We start from the raw sequence: 21,355 nt of genomic DNA, 5'->3' as shown, positions 1-21,355 counted from the left end.
GAACGTAGGCGGATGCCGCGCCTCGGGCCGGAGGAGGACGGCGTGTCGCGACATCGCCCGTGAAGTTGCCGTCGGAAGTCGGGATCGTCAGCGGATGACGACGGCGGCCGGCGACGAAACGTCGTATTCGACGACCGTGTCCGGCGGGCGCGCCGCCATCGCCGTCTCGAGCACGACGGCCTTCATCGCCGAGTCATCGGCGCTCCCCCACACGACCATCGCGTTCGAGCCGCCCAGCGACAGGCGCACATCGTCCGGGGAGGTCGCCGTGACGGCCGTGACCTGCGCGCGGATGGATTCGGGGAGCGTACGCATGACCAGGCCCACGGCCCGGAACGCCGACGAGTCGGCACCGCCCCGCACGGTCAGGACGGGGGCTCCCTCGCCGGGCGAGGGCGCGGTCGACAGCGCCACCCCCGCGGCATCCACGAGGGTGAATCCGGCTGAGGTCTCGATGTAGCCGACCGGTGTGCGCTCGACGATCCGCACGACGAGCTCGTGCGGGGGGCGCGCCTCGAGCGTGTACGTCTCGACGAGCGGGAAGCCCACGAGCGCCGCCTTCACCCGGCTCTCGTCGACCGAGGCGAGAGGTGTGCCGATCTGGCCCGACAGCGCGTCTTCGACAGCGGCGGCATCGAGCTGCGACGCGCCGACGACGGTCACCTGCTCGACGGCGAAGAGGGGACTGTATGCCGCACCGACGGTCGCCGCCGCGAGCAGCACGACCGAGGCCACGGCGCTGATCCACACCGCGCGTCGCCTGCGCTGCCGCGCCGTGAAGCGGCGCACTTCGGCGCGCAGCGCCCGACGGCGCGCCCGTGTGGCGGCCCAGACGTCGCGCACGCCGATGCCGTCGGGCGCGTCGCCCGCCGACTCGCGATCCGACGGCGGCGGGGCGGCAGCATCCGGATCGGGACCCGCGAACGTGATCGGCACGATGGGTGCCGTCGCATCGGGCTCGGCGCCGGTCGCCGGGCGCTCGGGCCGGGGCGGGGCCGTGCTCGGCTGCGGCAGCGGCGGGGGCCGGCGCATGCCTACTCCGCCGCGGGCGTCGCGCGGCCGAGGGCCTCGAGCACCTGCGGCACGATCAGGTTGACGTTGCCGCACCCGAGCGTCACGATGAAGTCGCCCTCGCGTGCCACGGACGCGGTGTAGTCGGCGGCGTCCTGCCAATCGGCGACGAAGTGGACGTGCGCCGGGTCGGCGAAGGCCTCGCTGACGAGGGCGCCCGTGACGCCGGGAACGGGATCCTCCCGCGCGCCGTAGACGTCGAGGACGACGGTGTGGTCGGCGTGGGACTCGAGGACGTCGGCGAACTCCTGGAACATGTCCGCCGTGCGCGAGTAGGTGTGCGGCTGGTGCAGCGCGATGATCCGCCCCCCGCCCGCGACGGTGCGCGCGCCGGCGAGGGCCGCGGCGACCTCGGTGGGGTGGTGCGCGTAGTCGTCGAAGACGCTCACGCCGCGGATGACGCCGTGCAGTTCGAAGCGGCGGGCGGTGCCCGCGAAGCCCTCGACGGCACGCGCCGCGTCGAGCACGTCATGGCCGAGGGCGATGAGCACGGCGACCGCACCGGCGGCGTTGAGCGCGTTGTGAGCACCCGGCACGGTCAGCTGCACGGCCGCCGCCGCGACGCCGTGCCGGATCGTGAAGGCGACCGGACCATCGGTGACGATGTCGGTCACGCGCACGTCGGCGTCCGGTGCCGTGCCGAAGGTCAGCACGTTCGGGTGGGTGATGCGCTCGCGCACCGACACGGCGCCAGGGTCGTCGGACGAGAGCACGACGGCATCGCGCGCCTCGTCGGCGAAGCGGGCGAACGCCGCGTCGAAGGCGTCGCGCGAGCCCCAGTGGTCGAGGTGGTCGGGGTCGACGTTCGTGATGAGGGCGACCGCCGTGTCGTAGAGCAGGAACGTGCCGTCGGACTCGTCGGCCTCGATGACGACGAGATCGTCGGCTCCGCTGCCGCTCGAGACGCGGAGCTGCTCGATGACCCCGCCGTTGACGAACGTCGGGTCGGCGCCCAGCGCCTGCAGCGCCGTGACGATCATGCCGGTCGAGGTCGTCTTTCCGTGCGCTCCGGCGACCGAGACGAGCGGCCGGCCGCCGATGAGCCAGTGCAGGGCCTGCGAGCGGTGGATGACGTGCAGCCCGCGCTCCTTGGCGAGCACGAACTCGGGGTTCTCGGGCCAGATGGCCCCCGTGTGCACGACGGTGTCGACGTCGTCTGCGAGGTTCGCGGCGTCGTGACCCACGTGCACGATCGCTCCGAGCTCGGCGAGCTGGCGCAGCCCGGGGCTGTCGGCACGGTCGGAGCCCGACACGCGGATGCCCCGCTCGAGGAACATGCGGGCCAGCCCGGACATGCCCGAGCCGCCGATGCCGATGAAGTGCGCGGCGTCGATGGTCTCGGGGATCGGAAGGCTCAGGTCGGGTCGGATCATGGCCCGTCAATCCTAAGTCGGCCCCGCAGGCGCCGGCTCTCGCCGCGCGGGACGATCAGGTCAGCGCCTCGTCGACGAGGGCGACGACGTTCTCGGTGCCGCGGCGCGTGCCGATGCGGGATGCCGCCTCGCGCATCCGCTCTCGCGTCGCGCCGTCGGCGAGCAGCGGCACGATCTCCGACCGCACCCGGTCGGGTGTGAACTCGGCGTCCGCGATGAGGCGTGCCGCGCCGGCCCGCACGGCCGAGCCGGCGTTGAGTGCCTGCTCGCCGTTGCCGACGGCGTACGGCACGTACACCGCGGGGATGCCCAGTGCGCTGATCTCGCTCACGGTCGCCGCACCGGCGCGTGCGACAATGAGGTCGGCCATCGCGAAGGCGAGGTCCATGCGGTCGACGTAGCGGCGCAGGGCGTAGCCGGATGCACCGGGGTCGGCGAGGTCGGAGCGCTCGCCCGTGACGTGCACGAGCTGCCATCCGGCGTCGAGCACATCGCGCCAGGAACCCTCGAGGGCCGCGTTGAGCCGGGCCGCCCCGAGCGACCCGCCGAACACGAGGAGCGTCGGCCTGTCAGGCTCGAGCCCGAAGTGCGCGGCCGCTTCGACGCGCAGCGCGGAGCGGTCGAGCTCGACGACCTCGCGCCGCAGCGGCATGCCCACGACACGGGCGCGCTTGATGGGCGTGCCCTCGAAGGCGACCCCGACCGACGCCGCCGAGCGGGCGCCGAGGATGTTCGCGAGCCCGGGCCGGGCGTTCGCCTCGTGCACGACGACCGGCACGCGGGCGCGGCGCGCCGCGACGTAGGCCGGTGCCGACGCGTAGCCGCCGAAGCCGACGACGACGTCGACGCCGCGGGCGCGGACGATGTCGCGCACCTGCCCGACGGCACGGCGGAAGCGCAGCGGGAAGGCCGCGGCATCCCGATTCGGGCGGCGGGGGAAGGGGACCTTGTCGACGAAGACGAGCTCGTACCCGCGCGCCGGCACGAGCCGGGCCTCGAGCCCCTCGCGGGTGCCCAGGACGAGGATCTGCGCGTCGGGCTCGCGCTCGCGCAGGGCGTCGGCGACGGCCAGCAGCGGATTGACGTGACCGGCGGTGCCGCCGCCTGCGAGCAGGTAGGTGCGGGGCGGGGGCGAAGAACTCACCGAGAGATCTTCGCACGCCCCGCTGGGACGACCCGGGATGCCGGGGGCGGCAGCGAGCGGGCGAAGGACAGCAGCACGCCGCAGGCGATGAGCACGGACAGCAGCGAGGTTCCGCCCTGCGACATGAACGGCAGGGGCACGCCGAGCACGGGGAAGACCCGGAGCACGACGCCGATGTTGATGAGCGCCTGCCCGACGATCCACACGGTGATCCCGCCCGCGACGATGCGCACGAAGGGGTCGTCGGTCTTGCGGATGACGTGGAACGCGCCGACCGTGAACAGGGCGAACAGGGCGAGCACGACGATGCACCCGATGAGTCCGAGCTCCTCGCCGACGATCGCGAAGATGTAGTCGTTCGCCGCGGCGGGGAGCCAGTCGTACTTCTCCCGCGAGTTGCCCAGGCCCAGCCCGAAGATGCCGCCGCCCGCGAGGCCCCACATGCCGTGCAGCGGCTGATAGCAGTCGTTGAGATAGTCGTCGAGGCAGTTCGGGTTGAGGAAGCTCATGAACCGGCGCACGCGGTCGGGGCTCGTGACCGCGAGGAACGCCACGGCGGCCGCCGCACCGATCGCCGGCAGCAGGAAGATCCGCAGCTTGACGCCGGAGAAGAAGAGGGCTCCGAGCACGATCAGCACGAGGATCATGGCGGTGCCGAGGTCGTCTCCGGCCATGACGGTGCCGATGACGAGGATCGAGACGGGCACGAGCGGGATGAACACGTGACGCCAGAGTCCCAGGAGCGTGCGCTTGCGGTACAGCACGTAGCCGACCCACAGGGCCAGGGCCAGCTTGAGGAACTCGGAGGGCTGCGCCTGCACTCCCCCGATCGAGATCCAGTTGCGGTTTCCGTACGCTTCGACGCCCAGGCCCGGCACGAAGACGAGCAGCTGGAAGATCGTCGCCCCGATGAGTGCCGGCCACGCGACGCGCTTCCAGAAGGTGATCGGGAACCGGCTCGCGATGAACATGAGCGGCACGCCGAGCATCGCGAAGATGCCCTGCCGGATCATCGACTCGAAGGGCGATTCCCCGATCGCCGCCGAGTTCGCCGATGTCGCCGAGAGGATCATGACGAGCCCGAAGATCGTCAGCAGCAGGGCCGTCGACGAGATGAGCAGGAACTCGCTCGGAACGGGCGCGAAGACCCTGCCGAGCGACACGCGCGCGGAGAGCCCGCGCTTGGAGGGGCGCTCAGGCTCGCTCGGTCGCGGGCCCTTCCGGGTCGACGTCGTGTCCGCCATCGGTCCCCCTCCCGAGCCGTTCTCTCACCGCATCGGCGAAGCGCCGGCCGCGGTCGGCGTAGGACGAGAACTGGTCGAACGACGCGGCGGCGGGGGCGAGTAGGACGACGTCCCCGTCACGCGCGATCTCGGTCGCCAGCTCCACGACCCGCGCCATGATGTCTTCAGTCTGAGCGGCGTCGACCTCGAAGACGGGCACCCCGCTCGCGTGTCGTGAGAACGCCTCGACGACCGACGTGCGCTCCTCGCCGATCACGATCGCGGCCTTGACCGACACGCCGCGCTGCGCGACGAGATCCGAGATGTCCACGCCCTTGAGCACCCCGCCGACGACCCACACGGCGCCCGGATACGCCGCGAGAGAGGATGCCGCCGCATGCGGGTTCGTCGCCTTCGAATCGTCGACCCAGGTGATGCCCGCCACCGACGCGACGACCTCGATGCGGTGCGGGTCGAGACGGAAACGGACGAGAGCGTCGCGGATCGCCGCGGGCGGCACGTCGAGCGAGCGTGCCAGCGCCGCGGCGGCGAGGATGTTCGCCGCCATGTGCGGAGCGGCCAGGCCCATCGATGCGAGGTCGGCCACCGTCGTCAGCTCGAGCGCGCTCGTGCGGCGGTCCTCGAGGAAGGCACGGTCGACGAGGATGCCGTCGACGACGCCCAGATCGCTGGGGCCGGGGACGCCCAGGTCGAATCCGATGGCACGCGCCCCCTCGACGACGTCGGCGTCCTCGACCATCTCGCGCGTCGCGACGTCGCTCTTGTTGTAGACGCACGCGACCCGGGTCCGGTCGTAGACCCGCGCCTTCGCGGCGCGGTAGTCCGCCGCCGTGCCGTGCCACTCGAGGTGGTCGTCGGCGAGGTTGAGGCACACGGCGGCGTGCGGCGAAAGCGGCTCCGGACCCGTCTGCAGCCCGAGATACCACAGCTGGTGGCTGGAGAGTTCGACGACGAGCGCGTCGAAGCCTGCCGGGTCCCGGACGGCGTCGAGCACCGGCGTGCCGATGTTGCCGACGGGAGCGGCGCGCAGCCCACCCGCGACGAGCATCGTCGCGGCGAGCCGGGTCGTCGTGGTCTTGCCGTTCGTGCCCGTCACGAGGATCCAGTCTGAGGCCGAGCCGTCGGAGCGCACGACCTTGTCGCGGACCCGCCAGGCCAGCTCGATGTCGCCCCACAGCGCGATGCCCTGCGCGCGCGTCCACTCGACGAGCGGATGCCGCGGCGAGAAGCCCGGCGAGGCGATGACGAGCTCGGGGGCGAACTCGATGAGCGGCTGCGGGGCGCTGCGCAGCGACCCTTCCCACAACCGCGCCCCGATGACGGGCACGAGCCGCGCGTATTCCTCGTCGGCCTGCTCCGTGAGCACGAGCACGTCGGCACCGAGCTCGGCGAGGGTGTCGGCGACCGAGAAGCCCGTGACCGACAGGCCCAGCACCGCGACGCGCAGTCCCTTCCAGTCGGCGTGCCAGCTCGTGAGGGATGCGAGGCGATCCGCGGTCATGTGCGTGAGAGCCATTCGACGTAGAAGAAGCCGATGCCCGAGACCGCCAGCATCCCCGCGATGATCCACATGCGCACGACGATCGTGATCTCGGACCACCCGCGCATCTCGAGGTGATGGTGGAACGGGCTCATCAGGAAGAGGCGTTTGCCGCGCGTCACCTTGAAGTACAGCCGCTGCAGGATGACCGATCCCGGGCCGATGATGAACACGCCCGCGACGAGCACGGCGAGCAGTTCGGTGCGCGTGAGGATCGCCATCGCGGCGATCACGCCACCGATCGCCATCGATCCGACGTCACCCATGAAGACCTTGGCCTTGGGGGCGTTCCACCACAGGAAGCCGACGAGGGCGCCGACGAACGAGGCCGAGATGATGGCGAGGTCGAAGGGGTTGCGCACCTGGTAGCACGCGGCCCCGAGATCGGGCGAGAGCGCGCCGCCGCCGCAGGCCTGGTTGAACTGCCAGAAGGCGATGAGGCTGTAGGCGCCGACGACGAAGATGCCCGCGCCCGCGGCGAGGCCGTCGAGGCCGTCGGACACGTTGACGCTGTTCGAGAAGGCCACACCGATGAACGTGATCCACAGCAGGTAGACGATCCAGCCCACGATGAGCCCGAGCGTCATGAAGCCGAGCCAGGGCACGTCACGGAAGATCGAGACGTACGGGGAGGCGGGCGTCTGGCCCGTGGCATCCGGGAACATCAGCGACGCGACGCCGAACGGCACCGCGACGATGACCTGCCCGAGGATCTTGCGCCACCCGGTCAGCCCGAGACTGCGCTGACGCCGCACCTTCATGTAGTCGTCGATGAAGCCGACGGCGCCGAACCCGACCATCATCCACACGACGAGCCAGCCCGAGATCGTGGGCGGGTTGTTGCCCGTATAGGTTCCGACGAGATAGCCGACGATCGCGCCGACGATGAAGATCGTGCCGCCCATCGTCGCGGTGCCGCGCTTCTCGCCGTGGCTCGGGTTGTGCACGTTGTCGGGCGTGCGGATGACCTGTCCCCAGCCCCACTTGCGGAACAGCCGCAGGAAGACGGGTGTGAGGAACAGCGTGAAGGCCAGCGAGATCGCTGCGGCAGTCAGGAGTGATCTCACGCGAACGATTCTCCCAGACGATCCCCCAGGAACCGCAGACCCGCCGCGTTCGAGGATTTCACCAGCACCCGATCGCCGTCGCGCAGCTCGCCCAGGAGGTAGTCGTACGCCTCGTCGGCCGTCGCGAAGAAGACGGCCTCGTCGCTCCAGGAGCCCTCGCCGACGGCGGCGAGGAAGAGTCGCCGCGCCTCGGTGCCGACGACGACGATGCGCGGGATGCGCAGCCGCACGGCGAGCTCTCCGATGCGGTCGTGCTCGTCGCCGGCATGCTCGCCGAGCTCGCTCATGGCGCCGAGGACAGCGACCATGCGCTGGTCCGGTCCCGTGATCTGCGCGAGGGTGCGCAGGGCGGCCGACATCGAGTCAGGGCTGGCGTTGTAGGCGTCGTTGATGATGCGGACGCGATCCGAGCCGAGCGGCTGCATGCGCCAGCGCTCGGCGATCTCGACCGCTTCGAGCCGCTCGATGCAGTCCACGAGCGGCACGCCGAGGGCTGTCGCCGCAGCGATCGCCGCGAGGGCGTTCATGATGTGGTGCTCGCCGAGAACGCGCAGGCGCAGCGCCGCCGATTCGGCGCCGACGGTCACCGTGCAGGACGTGCCGGACGCCGTCACGTCGAGGTCTGCCGCGCGCACGTCCGCGACGGGTCCGCGCCCGAACCAGCGCACGGCGATGTCGTGCTCGTGGGCGAGGGGCGCCATCGCTGCGACCCGCGGGTCGTCGCCGTTGAGCACGGCCAGACCGCCCGGGCGCACGGCGCGCACGAGCTCGGACTTCGCGAGGAACGTCGCCTCGATGCCGCCGAAGCCGCCCGCGTGGGCCATCCCGACCATGAGCACGACACCGACGTCCGGTTCGACCAGGCCCGCGAGCCGCGCGATCTCGCCCGGTCCGCTCGCGCCGAACTCGCAGACGAGGTATCGCGTCGATTCGGTGACCCGCAGCATCGTCAGGGGCGCGCCGACCTCGTTGTTGAACGAGGCTTTGGGCGAGACCGTCTCGCCCGCCGGCTCGAGGATGCGCGCGAGCATGTTCTTCGTCGTGGTCTTGCCGTTCGAGCCCGTGATCCCGATGACCCGCAGGTCGCCGCGCGAGCGCACGTCGGCCACGACGACCCGCGCGAGGTCGGCGAGTGCGGCGACGGCGTCGGGCACGACGATCTGGGTCACGGCCGCCGCGACGGGACGCTCGACGATCGCGAGCACGGCGCCGCGCTCGACGGCGGCATCGACGAACCGGTGCCCGTCGGTGGATTCGCCGGGCTTGGCGACGAAGATGCCGCCGGGCGCGATGAGGCGCGAGTCGGTGTCCACGGCGCCCGACACGATCGTGTCGACGGTGTCGGATGCCGCGAGGCGGAGGTCGCCGCGGACGGCATCCACCACACGGGCGAGGGTCAGGGCGATCATCGAGTCTCCGGCCGGATCAGCACTGCTCAGCCGAACTTCGGCAGCAGCGTCGGCGTCGTCGTGGACGGCATGACGCGGTAGGTCTTGAGCACCTGCGTCATGGCCTTCTGGAACGCCGTCGCGTTGGCCGCAGACGACTTTACCTTCGTCGGCTCGTCCATCGTGACGACGACGACGTACTCGGGGTCCTCGATGGGCGCCATGCCGATGAGGGTCGTGTAGTAGGCCCCGGCCTTGTAGCCGCCCGTCTCGCTGTCGTGCTTCTCGCCGGTGCCGGTCTTGCCGCCGACGCGGTAGCCGGGCACGCTCAGCTGCCTGGACATGCTGCTCTGCGCGATGACGTTCTCGAGCATGTCGCGCGTCGCCGACGCCGCCTCGGCACTCACGACGCGCGTGGGCTCGGGCGCATCGGGCTCGATGACGGTGCCGTCCGTCGTCGTGCACGATTCGATGAGCGAGAGGGGCATGCGCAGACCGTCGTTCGCGATCGCGGCGTACGCGCCGGCGAGCTCGGGCATCGTCGTCGTGAGCCCCTGACCGAACGACGTGTTGTAGACCGTCTGGTTGTCCCACGATTCCGCGGGATGCAGCGTGCCGCGCTCTTCCTTCTGATAGCCGACGTCGGTGCCCTGGCCGATCCCGAACCTCTCGAAGTAGTCGTGCCGGGTCTGCGCGTCGACGGTCTCGCTGAAGCGGGCGATCCCGGCGTTCGACGAATCCATCAGGACGCCCGCGAGCGTGTAGGTGTAGGCGGGGTGGTTGAACGCATCGTTGACGCGCGCGCCGTTGGCGAAGGTCTCGCGCCCGGATGCGATGACCGTGGAGGTCGTGGTCTGACCGCCGGCATCCACCACCGTCGCCGCCGTGAGCGCCTTGAAGGTCGAGCCCGGCTCGAACGTGCCGCGGAAGATCCGGCTCGCACGGTCGTCTTCTTCGGCCGCCGTCGGCTCGTTGGGATCGACCGTGGGGTATTCGGCCGCCGCGCGGATCTTTCCCGTCTTCGTCTCGACGACGAGGATCGCGCCGCTCTGGGCCTCCATGTTCTGCACCTGCTCGGCGATGAGTTGCTGCAGATACCAGTTGAGGTCGCGGTTGATCGTGAGCTGCAGCGTGCCGCCGTCGACGGCGGCGACCTCGCGCGCCGTGCCGGGGATCGTCACGCCGTCCTTGCCCTGCTGATACGTCAGCGACCCGTCGGTCGCCGCGAGGCACTGGTTCTGCGAGAGCTCGAGCCCCTCGATCGGCTCTCCGTCGGACGTCATGAAGCCCACCAGGTTGCCGCCGACAGCGCCGTCGGGATACGCGCGGGCAGGATGCGGCCCGCACGCGAGATACGGCACGCCGGTGTCGGCCAGTGCCCGGTACTGCTGAGTCGACAGCCCCTTGGCCAGCTGCGCGTAGCGCGAGTTCTCGTCGATGGCGAGTGCGTCGCCGACGATGCTCTGCACCTCGTCGAGGTCCTTGTCGATGATGCGCGCGATCTCGTGCGACACCTTCGACCAGGGCTTCGCGGTCGATTCGCCCTCGGCGACCTTCGCGTCGATCTGCGTGATGAGCAGCGGATCGAGCTGACAGTCGTATTCGACGATGCTGCCGGCGAGCGGCTGCCCGGTCTCGTCGACGATCGCGCCCCGGGTGCCGTACAGCGCCTGCGATGCGCGGAACGCCTTGTCCATCGAGTCCGCGATGTGCTCGTCGGCGCTGACCACCTGGATGTCGACGAGCCGCACGAGGAAGCCGCCGAGGACGGCGAGGACGACCGCGAGGGCCACGACGGTGCGGCGGCGCGTGCCGCGCGTGCTCTTCGTGGTCATGTGCTCAGTGTGTGCTCGGGGTGGGCAGTCCGTCGGTGATCGGCGGCGGTGTGTTGGAGACTCCGCCCGTGAGATCCGCGGGGGTCTCGACCGGGACCTGGGCGATCGTGGCATCGGGCGCCGTGATGAGCGGCGTCGAGGTGATGAGCGAGTTCGCGACGGAGCCGCGGTTGAACGCATCGACCGACGAGATCCAGGACGCCGCCTGGCCCGTGCCGAGAACGGCGCCGTCGCTCAGTCGCAGATAGCTGGGCGACTCGTCGATGACCATGCCGAGAGCAGCGGCGTTCGCGGCGAGGTACTGCGGCGAGCTGAGTCCGGCGAGATCGTCGGCGAGGATCTGGCGTTCCCAGGTCAGGTCGCGCTGCTCGCGCGTGAGCGTCGAGATCTCGTACGAGGTCTGCGTCGTGAGGATCGACAGGCCCATCTGCGCCGCGCCGATCAGGAAGGCGCCCAGCACCGCCACGACGCCGTAGACCAGACGGGGCCGGCGCCGGGGCGCCGCCTGTTCGACGACGCGAAGGCCGCGCCGCGGATCCCGGATCGGCGCGACGGTCGGAAGGGACCACGCCGTGGAGTCGAGACTCATGCGGCCTCCCTCACTCGCTCGGCCGCGCGCAGACGCACGGGGGTCGCGCGCGGGTTGCGCGCACGTTCTTCGTCGGAGGCCAGTTCGGCTCCCTTCACGAGCAGCCGGAAGCGCGCCGCGTGCTCGGGCAGCTCGACCGGAAGCCCCGGGGGCGTCTTCGACGTCGACGCGTCGGCGAACTCGCGCTTGACGAGGCGGTCCTCGAGGGACTGGTAGGCCATCACGACGATGCGCCCGCCGACGGGCAGCGTGTCCAGCGCCGCCGGGATGGCGCGCTCGAGCACGGACAGTTCGCGATTGACCTCGATGCGCAGCGCCTGGAAGACGCGCTTGGCGGGGTGGCCGCCCTGTTTGAGTGCCGCGGGGGTGGCGTCCTGCAGGATCTGGACGAGACGCCCCGACCGGTCGAGCGGCGCCTCGGCGCGCGCCGCGATGATGGCGCGCGCGTACCGACCCGCGAGCTTCTCCTCGCCGTAGCGCTCGAAGATGCGTCGCAGGTCTCCCTCGCCGTAGGTCGCGAGGACGTCGGCCGCCGTCGTGCCGCCGGTCTGGTCCATCCGCATGTCCAGGGGCGCGTCCTGCGCGTACGCGAAGCCGCGGTCGGCGACGTCGAGCTGGAGCGACGAGACGCCGAGGTCGAACAGGATGCCGTCGGCCGCGGCGTATCCGGCCGAGGCGACAGCATCCGCTATCCCGTCGTAGACGGTGTGCACGAGCGTCACCCGATCGCCGAAGCGGGCGAGCCGCTCCCCCGCGATGCGCAGCGCGTCGGTGTCGCGGTCGAGGCCGACGAGCCGCAGCCCCGGAAAGCGCTCGAGGAACGCCTCCGAGTGACCGCCCATGCCCAGCGTCGCGTCGACGAAGACGGCGCCGTCACGGTCGAGGGCGGGGGCGAGCAGCTCGACGCAGCGCTCGAGGAGGACCGGGGTGTGGATGTCGCGGAGGCTCATGCTGTCGGGGCCCTGCGGTTCCTGTGTCCTGATCCCCATCCGCTCCGACCTGGCACCGGGGAAGTGCGCCAGGGTGTGAGCGGCTGGGAGTCAGGACACAGGGGCCGGCTAGAACAGGCCCGGAATCACCTCCTGCTCGAGTTCGGCGTAGTTCTCTTCGTTGGCTTCGGCGTAGGTGTTCCAGGCGTCGGCGTTCCAGATCTCGGCGTGCGCGCCGACGCCGGTGACGACGAGTTCCTTCTCGAGGCCCGCGTAGGCGCGCAGCGGCGGCGGGATCGTGATGCGGTTCTGGCTGTCGGGCTTCTCGGCGCTCGCGCCGGAGAGGAACATGCGCAGGAAGTCACGGGCCTGCTTGTTGGCCAGCGGCGCTTCGCGGATGCGCTCGTGGACGCGTTCGAACTCCTGCGTGCTGAAGACGTAGAGGCAGCGGTCTTGCCCGCGGGTCACGACGACGCCCGAGCCGAGGTCGTCGCGAAACTTCGCCGGAAGGATGACGCGGCCTTTGTCGTCGAGCTTGGGAGTGTGCGTGCCGAGAAGCATCGGTCCACTCCTCCCCTGTCTGTCCGGCCCCCGCTGGAGTATCCACCACTTTACTCCACTTCACTCCACTTCACCATCGTTTTCACGTCGAGGACTCCCCCGAACCCCATTCCGCGCACGAAAGCGCACGAAAAAAGCACCGACCCGAAGGTCGGTGCTTTCGTCGGTGGCGCGGAAGCCCGCGCTCAGGTGGAGCGGATCAGCGCTCGCCCTGCCTCTTGTCCCAGCGGTCGCTCATGCGGTCCATGAACGACCCGCCGGCTGCCTGCGGCGACGGACGGGACGCCCGCTCGGGCGTCGGCTTGCCGAGTCCGCGAGTCGGCGTCACGGCGAGGATCACGCCGCCGAGCATCACGACGAACCCGATGATGCCGACGACGAGGAGCGAGGGGACGGCGACGCCGACGAGCAGGCCGCCGAGCCCCAGCAGGACGAGGATCGTCCCGTAGACGATGTTGCGGTAACTGAGCGTGCGTCCATCGCTCGATGCGCTCACGACGTCGGCGTCGTTGTGCATGAGATGGCGTTCCATCTCGTCGAGCAGGCGCTGCTCCTGTTCGGAGAGTGGCATGCATCCCCCTTGGCTGCTGGTCTTCGATGATTCTACGCGTCGCGTCAATCACTAGGCTAGGCCCGTGCAACACACCTCCGAGCCGATCGAGGCGGTTTCCCAGCGACTCGACACGTTCTTGGCGGCACAACGCGCCGCTTCCGCCCCTCTCGGCGATGAGGCGGGCCTCTTCGTCGAGGCGGCCCGCGCGGCTGCGAGCGGTGGAAAGCGCCTGCGCGGCCGGTTCTGCATCGCGGGGTGGAGGGCTGTGGAGGATGCCCGCAGGCCGGGGACTCCGATCCCGGATGCCGTCGCTTCGGCAGCCGCATCGCTCGAGCTGTTCCACGCTGCGGCACTCGTGCACGACGACATCATCGACAACTCGGACACTCGGCGTGGGCGCCCCGCGGCGCACCGCGCGCTCGAGGAGCTGCACCGCGCGGCGGCATGGGCGGGAGATGCCGCGAGCTTCGGGCGGTCGGGGGCGATCCTGCTCGGCGACCTGCTCGTGGCGTGGAGCGACGACCTGTTCGAAGAAGGACTCGATGAGCTCTCGGCCCCGGAGCGCGCACGCGCCGCCCGCCGCGAGTACGCCACGATGCGCCGCGAAGTGACGATCGGCCAGTTCCTCGACATCGCCGAAGAGTCCGCCTTCGTCGTCGAGCCCGACGATCAGCACGCCGAGCGAGCTCTGCGCGTGGCATCCTTCAAATCGGCCCGCTACTCGATCCAGCAGCCGCTCGCGATCGGCGCGGCACTCGCGGGCGCAGACGCCGATCAGCTCGCGGCGCTCGTCGCCTTCGGTCATCCCGCCGGCATGGCGTTCCAGCTGCGCGACGACGTGCTCGGCGTGTTCGGAGACGAAGCCGAGACCGGCAAGCCCTCGGGCGACGATCTGCGCGAGGGCAAGCGGACCGTCCTGATCGCCTTCGCCCGCGAAGCCCTTTCGCCGACGGCTCGGCGCATCATGGACGAACTGCTCGGCGACCCGACGCTCGACGCGGATCAGATCGCATCGCTGCAGCGCACGATCCGCGAGACGGGAGCACTCGACCGCCTCGAGGCGCTCATCGCGGACTACGTCGGCCAGGCGCGACGGGCCCTCTCCGGCGCGCGCCTCGACAACGCCGCGGTCTCGTCGCTGCGCGACCTCGCCCACGCGGCGGCCGTGCGCACGACCTGATCCGCGCTACGCCAGCGTAAGGGCCACACGCCGGACGTCGCCCTTGCGGCCGGCGCGCAGCGCTTCGATGGGCGCGAGCCCGATGGAATCCTCGTAGGTCAGGAGCCAGTCGATCATCTCGTCGTCGTCGAAGCCGGCGTCGTGCAGCACGAAGACCGTGCCGCGCAGCGACGGCACCGGCTGGCCGTCGATGAGGAACACCGACGGAACCTTGAGGCCGCCCTCGCGACGCGACCCGATCAGGTGGAAGTCTTCGAGGAGGCGCCGCACACGTCCGAGCGGTTCGCCGATCACCTCGACGAGGTCGGGCAGTGAGAGCCAGTCGGTCGGGATGCGCGGCGCGGTGTCAGCGTTCACGCCCCCATGATCGCACCTCTGCACGATCACGGTCGACACCACTTGAATCACAGCAGGCACATCAGCCCCTCGAGATGACACCAGTTGACAGCCGATTACATCCGTGACAGCGTTTTGGCGTCGATGAAGGGACCCGAAACCTGTGGACACCGCCGTCAAACCCCTCCGTGATCCGCGACCGCTCGTCGTGCCCGTCGCCGTGGCGGGATCCCTCGCCGTGATCCTGTCCTCGACCCCGGCGGCCGCCGTCGAACGCTCGTCCGAGCACTCTTCTTCTCCGTCGACGCGCACGCTCCCGGCGTCCGCGCTGCCGGCCGCGCGCTCCGCTGCCGTCGCACCGCCGACCCACACCGTGACGGCGGGCGACACCGTGAGCGGCATCGCCTCGCGCCACGGCCTGCGCACCGACGACGTGCTGGCGTTGAACGGACTGACCTGGAACTCGGTCATCCAGCCCGGTCAGGTGCTGCGCCTCAGCGGCGGGGCCGCCCCCGCGCCCACCACTCCCCACGGCACGTACGTCGTGCAGGCGGGCGACACGATCGTCGGCATCGCCGCCCGGCACGCGGTCACGACGCAGGCCATGCTCACCGCCAACAGACTCGACTGGTCGTCGATCATCTACCCCGGCCAGAAGCTCAGTCTCCCGGGCGCAGCGCCGGCCCCGGCCGCGCCGGCCCCGACCCCGGCACCGGCTCCCGCTCCCGCTCCCGCGGGAAGCCACACGGTGATCGGCGGCGACACCATCACGAGCATCGCCGCGCACCATGGCGTCTCGGTGCAGGGCATGCTCGATGCCAACGGGCTCGACCGGTCCGCGATCATCTATCCGGGTCAGCAGCTCGCACTTCCCGGCGCGCCCGTGCTGGCGGCATCCGTCTCGGCGGTCGTGGCGGGACTCGACGCCGAGCAGACGGCGAACGCCCGCATCATCGTCCAGGTCGGGCGTGAGCTGGGCGTACCCGATCGCGGCATCGCGATCGCGCTCGGCACGGCGATGGTCGAGTCATGGATCCGCAACCTCGACTGGGGCGACCGGGATTCGCTCGGTCTGTTCCAGCAGCGACCGAGCATGGGATGGGGCACGGCCGAGCAGATCCGCGACCCGCATCGTGCGGCGCGGGTGTTCTACGGTGGGGCGCACGACCCGAACGGATCCGCGACGCGGGGGCTCCTCGACATCCCCGGATGGCAGGACATGACGTTCGCCGATGCCGCCCAGGCGGTGCAGATCTCGGCGTTCCCGGATCGTTACGCGCTCTGGGAGCAGCCCGCGTACGCGTGGCTGGCAGCCCTCGGGTGACCTGCGACACCGGGTCAGAGGTGCGCCGCTGCCCGGGGACGCGCTCCGCGCTCCGTAGACTTTGCGCGTGAGCACGAGCCAGCAGACGGACCCGTTGATCGGGCGTCTCGTCGACGGCCGGTACCGGGTGCGTGCCCGCATCGCTCGCGGCGGTATGGCGACCGTGTACGTCGCGACCGATCTGCGGCTCGAGCGGCGCATCGCCCTCAAGATCATGCACGGGCACCTCAGCGACGACACCGTGTTCCAGAGCCGGTTCATCCAAGAGGCTCGCGCCGCCGCGCGGCTCGCCGACCCGCACGTCGTGAACGTCTTCGATCAGGGCCAGGACGGCGACATGGCGTATCTCGTCATGGAATACCTGCCCGGCATCACGCTGCGCGAGCTCATCCGCGAGCAGCGGCGGCTCACGGTGCCCCAGGCGATCACGATCATGGATGCCGTGCTGTCGGGCCTGGCTGCCGCCCACCGCGCCGGCATCGTGCACCGCGACGTCAAGCCCGAGAACGTCCTGCTCGCCGAGGACGGGCGGGTCAAGATCGGCGACTTCGGCCTGGCCCGCGCGACGACGGCGAACACCGCGAGTGGCGCGCAGCTGCTCGGCACGATCGCGTACCTGGCACCGGAGCTCGTCACGCGCGGCACGGCCGACGCCCGCAGCGACATCTACGCCCTCGGCATCGTGCTCTACGAACTGCTCACGGGCGAGCAGCCGTACAAGGGCGAGCAGCCGATGCAGATCGCGTACCAGCACGCGACGGACTCCGTCCCCCGGCCGAGCGTGAAGAACCCCGGCGTCCCCGAACCGCTCGACGAGCTCGTGCTGTGGGCGACGGCGCGCGAGCCCGACGATCGTCCCGTCGACGCGAGCGAGATGCTCGATCGGCTGCGCGAGATCGAGCGCGAGCTCGGCATCTCGCCGCAGGTCGCGCGGGCCACCGCCGCCGTCGGCATCGTGCGCGACGAGGGCCTCGCGTCGGGCGAGCTGACCCAGGTGCTGCCGACGACGGGTGCTCTGCAGACGGCGTCGGTGGAAGACACCGACCACGGCAGCCGGTTGCGCCGCGCCGCGCGGCGTCGTACGACGCGCGGCGTATGGATCGCGGTTCTCGTCGTGCTGCTGGCCGCCCTCACCGGCGGCACGGGCTGGTGGTTCGGCTCGGGTCCGGGCTCGCTGGTCGCGGTGCCGGCCGTGTCAGGGACCTTCGCCGATGCGCAGGCACAGCTCGCCGAGCATCGACTGATCGCGGTCGAACGCGGCGAGGCGAGCCGCGACGTGCCCGCAGGTCAGGTCATCCGCACCGACCCCGAGGCCGGGCAGCGCGTCGACCGTGATGCCGAGGTCGCCGTGTACATCTCGCTCGGTCCCGCTCAGGCGACGGTCCCCGCTCTCATCGGCTCGACCGAGGTCGATGCCCGCGAGACGCTGTCGAGTCTGTATATCGAGCCCGGCGAAGAGAACACCGAGTTCTTCACCGACGCCGCGGCCGGCACCGTCGTGGGCGTCATGGTCCAGCCCGCCGGCGGCGGAGACGGCATCCCGTGCGGCGACGGATGCACCGTGCACGAGGGCGATGCCGCGACGCTGTGGGTCTCGCTCGGACCCCTGCCGAACGTCGTCGGCGAGTCGGCGGACCGAGCACGCAGCATCCTCACCGATGCCGGTCTCGCGGTCGACGAAGCCGTCGCCGAAGAGTCCAGCGAAGAGATTCCGCGCGGCGATGTCATCCGCACGAGCGAACGCGAGGGCGAGGGATGGTGGCAGCCGGGCGACCGCATCTCGCTGGTCGTCTCGACGGGACCGCCGCTGTTCGAAGTGCCCGGCGTCATCGGCGCAACGCGTGACGCGGCGGCGCAGACCCTGCGCGATGCGGGCTTCGAGGTGAACTACTCGGCTCTGTGGAACGTCTGGCCCGATGCCCTGACCGAAGTGACGTCCCAGGATCCCGCCGGGGGTGAGCTGCGCGAGCGCGGCACCGCCGTCACCATCCAGATCACCGTCACCGGCTGACTTTTCCGCGAGACTGCAACGGGCGGCCGAGACTGCGGGGTTACCCCGCTGTCTCGGCGTGCCGTTGCAGTCTCGCGGTCAGGGGGTCAGCGCTTCTCGAGCTCTTCGGCGACGAGGAAGGCCAGCTCGAGGGACTGCATGTGGTTGAGGCGCGGATCGCAGAGCGACTCGTAGCGCGTCGCCAGCGTCGCCTCGTCGATCATCTCGGAGCCGCCGAGGCACTCCGTGACGTCGTCGCCGGTCAGCTCGACGTGGATGCCGCCGGGGAAGGTTCCCACGGCACGGTGGGCCTCGAAGAACCCGCGCACCTCGTCGACGACATCGTCGAAGCGGCGGGTCTTGTAGCCGGTCGGCGTCGTGATGCCATTGCCGTGCATCGGGTCGGTCACCCACAGCGGCGTCGCTCCCGAGTCCTTCACGGCCTCGAGCAGCGGCGGCAGCGCGTCGCGGATCTTTCCTGCGCCCATCCTCGTGATGAAGGTCAGACGACCCGGCTCGCGCTCGGGGTCGAGCTTGTCGATGAGGGCGAGCGCCGTCTCGGGCGTCGTGGTCGGCCCGAGCTTGACGCCGATGGGATTGCGGATGCGCGAGAAGTAGTCGACGTGCGCACCGTCGAGGTCGCGCGTGCGCTCGCCGATCCACAGGAAGTGCGCCGACGTGTTGTAGGGCGTGTCCGTGCGCGAGTCGATGCGCGTGAGGGGTCGTTCGTAATCCATCAGCAGACCCTCGTGGCCCGTGAAGAACTCGACGCGACGCAGCTCGTCGAAGTCGGCTCCCGCGGCCTCCATGAAGTTGATGGCGCGGTCGATCTCGTTCGCGAGGCGCTCGTAGCGCTGGTTTGCGGGGTTCTTCGCGAACCCCTTGTTCCACGAGTGCACTTCACGCAGATCGGCGAAGCCACCCTGCGTGAACGCGCGGATGAGGTTCAGCGTCGAAGCGGCCGTGTGGTAGCCCTTCATCAGACGCTCCGGGTCGGCCCGGCGCGACCCTTCGGTGAAGTCGAAGCCGTTGACGATGTCGCCGCGGTACGCCGGAAGCGTCACGTCGCCGCGCGTCTCGGTGTCGCTCGAGCGGGGCTTGGCGAACTGGCCCGCCATGCGTCCCATCTTCACGACCGGCATCGACGCGCCGTACGTGAGCACGACGGCCATCTGCAGCACCGTCTTGATGCGGTTGCGGATCTGGTCGGCGGTCGCTCCTGCGAACGTCTCGGCGCAGTCCCCGCCCTGCAGCAGGAACGCCTTTCCGGATGCTGCGCGGGCGAGCCGGTCGCGCAGATTGTCGACCTCGCCGGCGAACACGAGCGGCGGCAAGGTCGAGAGCTCGGCGGACACGGCCGCGACAGCGTCGGCGTCATACCAGGTGGGCTGCTGCTTGATGGGCAGAGTCCGCCAGTGATCGAGCGCGTCGAGGTGCTGAAGCATCCCCCGAGTCTATCCGCGCACGACCGACGCGAGAGCCAGGTGACGAGCCGTCAGGAACGGCTCTTGAGCCGGTCCTTGACGGTCGAGGCGTACACGTCATCGTACTCCTGCTCCCCCAGGCGCTGCAGCGCCACCATGATCTCGTCGGTGATCGAACGCAGGATGTAGCGGTCGCTCTCCATGCCGGCGAAACGCGAGAAGTCCAGCGGCTCGCCGATGACGATGCCCACGCGCGCGACGCGCGGTACGCGGGTGCCGATCGGCATCATCGTGTCGGTGTCGACCATGACGACGGGCACGACGGGCACGTGCGCCTCGAGCGCCATCCGGGCGATGCCCGTGCGGCCGCGGTAGAGCTTGCCGTCGGGGCTGCGCGTGCCCTCGGGGTAGATGCCGAGCAGGTCGCCGCGGCCGAGCACCTGAAGACCGGTGTTGAGGGACGCCTCCGAGGCCTTGCCGCCCGACCTGTCGATCGGCAGCTGGCCGGTCGCCTTGAAGAACATGCGCGTGGCCCACCCCTTCAGGCCCTTGCCGGTGAAGTAGTCGCTCTTCGCGAGGAACGACACGGGCCGGTCGATCATGAGGGGAAGGAAGACGGAGTCGACGAACGACAGGTGGTTGCTGGCGAGGATCGCAGCGCCCTGCGACGGGACGTTGCGTCGCCCGACGATCCAGGGGCGGAAGATCGCCTTGACGATCGGCCCGATCGCGACGTACTTCATGAGCCAGTAGAACACCCGGCTACCCCTCCTTCCGGGCACGCGCGGCGAGGTCGGCGACACCGATGACTCCCGCATCGTTTCCCAGCCGCGCGATCGCGAAATCCGCGACGGGGCGCTCGCCGACCGCGGGCACGGAACTCTCGTAGGCGGGGCGGACGAGTTCGAGAAGGTGCTCGCCGAGCTCGGCGACTCCCCCGCCGATGACGAAGAGCTCGGGATCGAGTACGGCCTGGAATCCGCCGCACGCTTCACCGAGTGCCGTCGCGACACGTCGCAGCGCCTCGAGTGCACCCGGGTCGCCCGCGAGTACGAGACGCGAGACGGCCGGTCCGGGGATCTCGCCGCGCTCGTCGCGGACCGCCGCGAGGGCGGCGCCGATGCCACCGGCATCCGCGATCTCATTCGCCTCACGCTGCAGCGCGCGGCCCGACGCGTACTGCTCGAGGCACCCCCGCTGACCGCAGCCGCACAGGCGGCCGTCACGCATGAAGCGGATGTGGCCGAGCTCTCCGCCGATGCCGTGGCCCCCGCGGAAGAGCTCGTCGCCGAGCACGACGGCTCCACCGACGCCGGTTCCCATCGTCAGCATCACCATGTGGTCGACGCCGCGGCCCGCGCCGAAGCGGAACTCCGCCCACCCCGCCGCGTTCGCATCGTTCTCGATCGTGACGGGACGAGGGATGCCGCTCTCCAAGGTCGCCTTGAGCGGTTCGTCGCGCCACGCGATGTTCGGCGCGTGGATGACGGTCGCCCGCTCGCGGTCGATGAATCCCGCTGCCGCCACGCCGACGGCCGCCACATCGTGGGACGCGATGAAGTGATTCGCCATGTCGATGACGGCTCGGGCGAGTGCATCGGTGTCGACGGGTGTGTCCACGCGGACGGAATCGATGATGCGCCCCTCGTCGTCGACGACGCCACCGGCGATCTTCGTCCCGCCGATGTCGATCCCGACTGTGAGCACGTGGTGTCCCTCATCCCGCCGTGCGTGTGCGACGGCGACAAGAAGTCTAGACTCGATCCCACCCGAAGCCGATGTCGTTCCGCACCGGTACCGAAGGAGT

Annotated in this window: 19 protein-coding genes; 3 read left to right on the top strand and 16 right to left on the bottom strand. The window is 70.5% G+C overall.

All coding sequences use genetic code 11. The annotated features are described in order from the left end of the window. Nucleotides 1–87: 87 nt before the first annotated feature. The 12 genes from ACFC3F_RS02510 to ACFC3F_RS02455 all read right to left on the bottom strand — a co-directional run bounded on the left by ACFC3F_RS02510 (nt 88) and on the right by ACFC3F_RS02455 (nt 13,312). The gene (locus ACFC3F_RS02510; RefSeq protein ID WP_376126216.1) at nt 88–1,032 is read right to left on the bottom strand and encodes an FtsQ-type POTRA domain-containing protein; all 945 of its coding nucleotides are present in this window, start codon (nt 1,030–1,032) and stop codon (nt 88–90) included. A 2-nt stretch (nt 1,033–1,034) separates the two neighbouring features. Next, complete coding sequence (murC, locus tag ACFC3F_RS02505; RefSeq protein ID WP_376126214.1) at nt 1,035–2,444, bottom strand: UDP-N-acetylmuramate--L-alanine ligase; 1,410 nt, start codon at nt 2,442–2,444, stop codon at nt 1,035–1,037. 55 nt (nt 2,445–2,499) lie between these two features. After that, entirely contained in the window at nt 2,500–3,588 is a 1,089-nt protein-coding gene (gene murG, locus ACFC3F_RS02500; RefSeq protein WP_376126211.1) for an undecaprenyldiphospho-muramoylpentapeptide beta-N-acetylglucosaminyltransferase, read from the bottom strand. Next, the gene (ftsW, locus tag ACFC3F_RS02495; RefSeq protein WP_376126209.1) at nt 3,585–4,832 is read right to left on the bottom strand and encodes a putative lipid II flippase FtsW; all 1,248 of its coding nucleotides are present in this window, start codon (nt 4,830–4,832) and stop codon (nt 3,585–3,587) included. The genes murG and ftsW overlap by 4 nt, the downstream gene beginning before the upstream one ends. Further along, nucleotides 4,783–6,333, bottom strand: coding sequence for a UDP-N-acetylmuramoyl-L-alanine--D-glutamate ligase (murD, locus tag ACFC3F_RS02490; protein ID WP_376126206.1), 1,551 nt, complete (start codon nt 6,331–6,333; stop codon nt 4,783–4,785). The genes ftsW and murD overlap by 50 nt, the downstream gene beginning before the upstream one ends. Beyond that, the gene (gene mraY, locus ACFC3F_RS02485; RefSeq protein WP_376126204.1) at nt 6,330–7,439 is read right to left on the bottom strand and encodes a phospho-N-acetylmuramoyl-pentapeptide-transferase; all 1,110 of its coding nucleotides are present in this window, start codon (nt 7,437–7,439) and stop codon (nt 6,330–6,332) included. The genes murD and mraY overlap by 4 nt, the downstream gene beginning before the upstream one ends. Then, nucleotides 7,436–8,848 (bottom strand): UDP-N-acetylmuramoyl-tripeptide--D-alanyl-D-alanine ligase, encoded by a 1,413-nt coding sequence (murF, locus tag ACFC3F_RS02480; protein ID WP_376126201.1) that lies wholly within the window; start codon nt 8,846–8,848, stop codon nt 7,436–7,438. The genes mraY and murF overlap by 4 nt, the downstream gene beginning before the upstream one ends. Nucleotides 8,849–8,874: 26 nt before the next feature. After that, complete coding sequence (locus ACFC3F_RS02475) at nt 8,875–10,662, bottom strand: peptidoglycan D,D-transpeptidase FtsI family protein (protein ID WP_376126198.1); 1,788 nt, start codon at nt 10,660–10,662, stop codon at nt 8,875–8,877. Between the two features lie 4 nt (nt 10,663–10,666). Next, entirely contained in the window at nt 10,667–11,251 is a 585-nt protein-coding gene (locus ACFC3F_RS02470) for a hypothetical protein (protein WP_376126195.1), read from the bottom strand. Then, nucleotides 11,248–12,201, bottom strand: a complete 954-nt coding sequence (rsmH, locus tag ACFC3F_RS02465) for a 16S rRNA (cytosine(1402)-N(4))-methyltransferase RsmH (protein ID WP_376126193.1) — start codon at nt 12,199–12,201, stop codon at nt 11,248–11,250. The genes ACFC3F_RS02470 and rsmH overlap by 4 nt, the downstream gene beginning before the upstream one ends. Before the next feature lie 108 nt (nt 12,202–12,309). Beyond that, nucleotides 12,310–12,741: a division/cell wall cluster transcriptional repressor MraZ gene (gene mraZ / locus ACFC3F_RS02460; protein WP_376126190.1), complete on the bottom strand. Its 432-nt coding sequence runs from the start codon at nt 12,739–12,741 to the stop codon at nt 12,310–12,312. A gap of 199 nt (nt 12,742–12,940) precedes the next feature. After that, on the bottom strand, nt 12,941–13,312 hold the full coding sequence (locus ACFC3F_RS02455; protein ID WP_376126187.1) for a DUF3040 domain-containing protein: 372 nt from the start codon (nt 13,310–13,312) through the stop codon (nt 12,941–12,943). Between the two features lie 64 nt (nt 13,313–13,376). Here ACFC3F_RS02455 and ACFC3F_RS02450 point away from each other — a divergent pair, with 64 nt between their 5' ends. Beyond that, nucleotides 13,377–14,474, top strand: a complete 1,098-nt coding sequence (locus ACFC3F_RS02450) for a polyprenyl synthetase family protein (RefSeq protein ID WP_376126184.1) — start codon at nt 13,377–13,379, stop codon at nt 14,472–14,474. A gap of 6 nt (nt 14,475–14,480) precedes the next feature. On the opposite strand, the gene ACFC3F_RS02445 is transcribed toward ACFC3F_RS02450, so the two are convergent. Beyond that, complete coding sequence (locus ACFC3F_RS02445) at nt 14,481–14,831, bottom strand: Rv2175c family DNA-binding protein (protein WP_376126182.1); 351 nt, start codon at nt 14,829–14,831, stop codon at nt 14,481–14,483. A gap of 142 nt (nt 14,832–14,973) precedes the next feature. On the opposite strand from ACFC3F_RS02445, the gene ACFC3F_RS02440 reads away from it, so the two are divergent. Together ACFC3F_RS02440 and pknB are read left to right on the top strand one after the other, a co-directional pair. Then, nucleotides 14,974–16,134, top strand: coding sequence for a LysM peptidoglycan-binding domain-containing protein (locus ACFC3F_RS02440; RefSeq protein ID WP_376126179.1), 1,161 nt, complete (start codon nt 14,974–14,976; stop codon nt 16,132–16,134). 67 nt (nt 16,135–16,201) lie between these two features. After that, a complete protein-coding gene (pknB, locus tag ACFC3F_RS02435; protein ID WP_376126176.1) occupies nt 16,202–18,145 on the top strand; it encodes a Stk1 family PASTA domain-containing Ser/Thr kinase in 1,944 nt (647 codons plus the stop codon). 86 nt (nt 18,146–18,231) lie between these two features. Here the strand turns inward: pknB and ACFC3F_RS02430 are convergent, their stop codons facing one another. Genes ACFC3F_RS02430 through ACFC3F_RS02420 form a run of 3 tightly spaced genes read right to left on the bottom strand, consistent with a single transcriptional unit; the run spans nt 18,232 to nt 21,255 of the window. Beyond that, a complete protein-coding gene (locus tag ACFC3F_RS02430) occupies nt 18,232–19,569 on the bottom strand; it encodes a class II 3-deoxy-7-phosphoheptulonate synthase (protein ID WP_376126173.1) in 1,338 nt (445 codons plus the stop codon). Between the two features lie 50 nt (nt 19,570–19,619). After that, nucleotides 19,620–20,306 carry a lysophospholipid acyltransferase family protein gene (locus ACFC3F_RS02425; RefSeq protein ID WP_376126171.1) on the bottom strand — a complete coding sequence of 229 codons (687 nt, stop codon included), beginning with the start codon at nt 20,304–20,306 and terminating at the stop codon, nt 19,620–19,622. A gap of 4 nt (nt 20,307–20,310) precedes the next feature. Next, nucleotides 20,311–21,255, bottom strand: coding sequence for an ROK family glucokinase (locus tag ACFC3F_RS02420; protein WP_376126169.1), 945 nt, complete (start codon nt 21,253–21,255; stop codon nt 20,311–20,313). Nucleotides 21,256–21,355 lie beyond the last annotated feature (100 nt).

The organism is Microbacterium sp. NPDC055910, from assembly GCF_042271185.1.
Classification (GTDB): Bacteria; Actinomycetota; Actinomycetes; order Actinomycetales; family Microbacteriaceae; genus Microbacterium.
The sequence above is the reverse complement of the archived record's forward strand: the minus strand, read 5'-3'. Positions and strand labels throughout refer to the sequence as shown.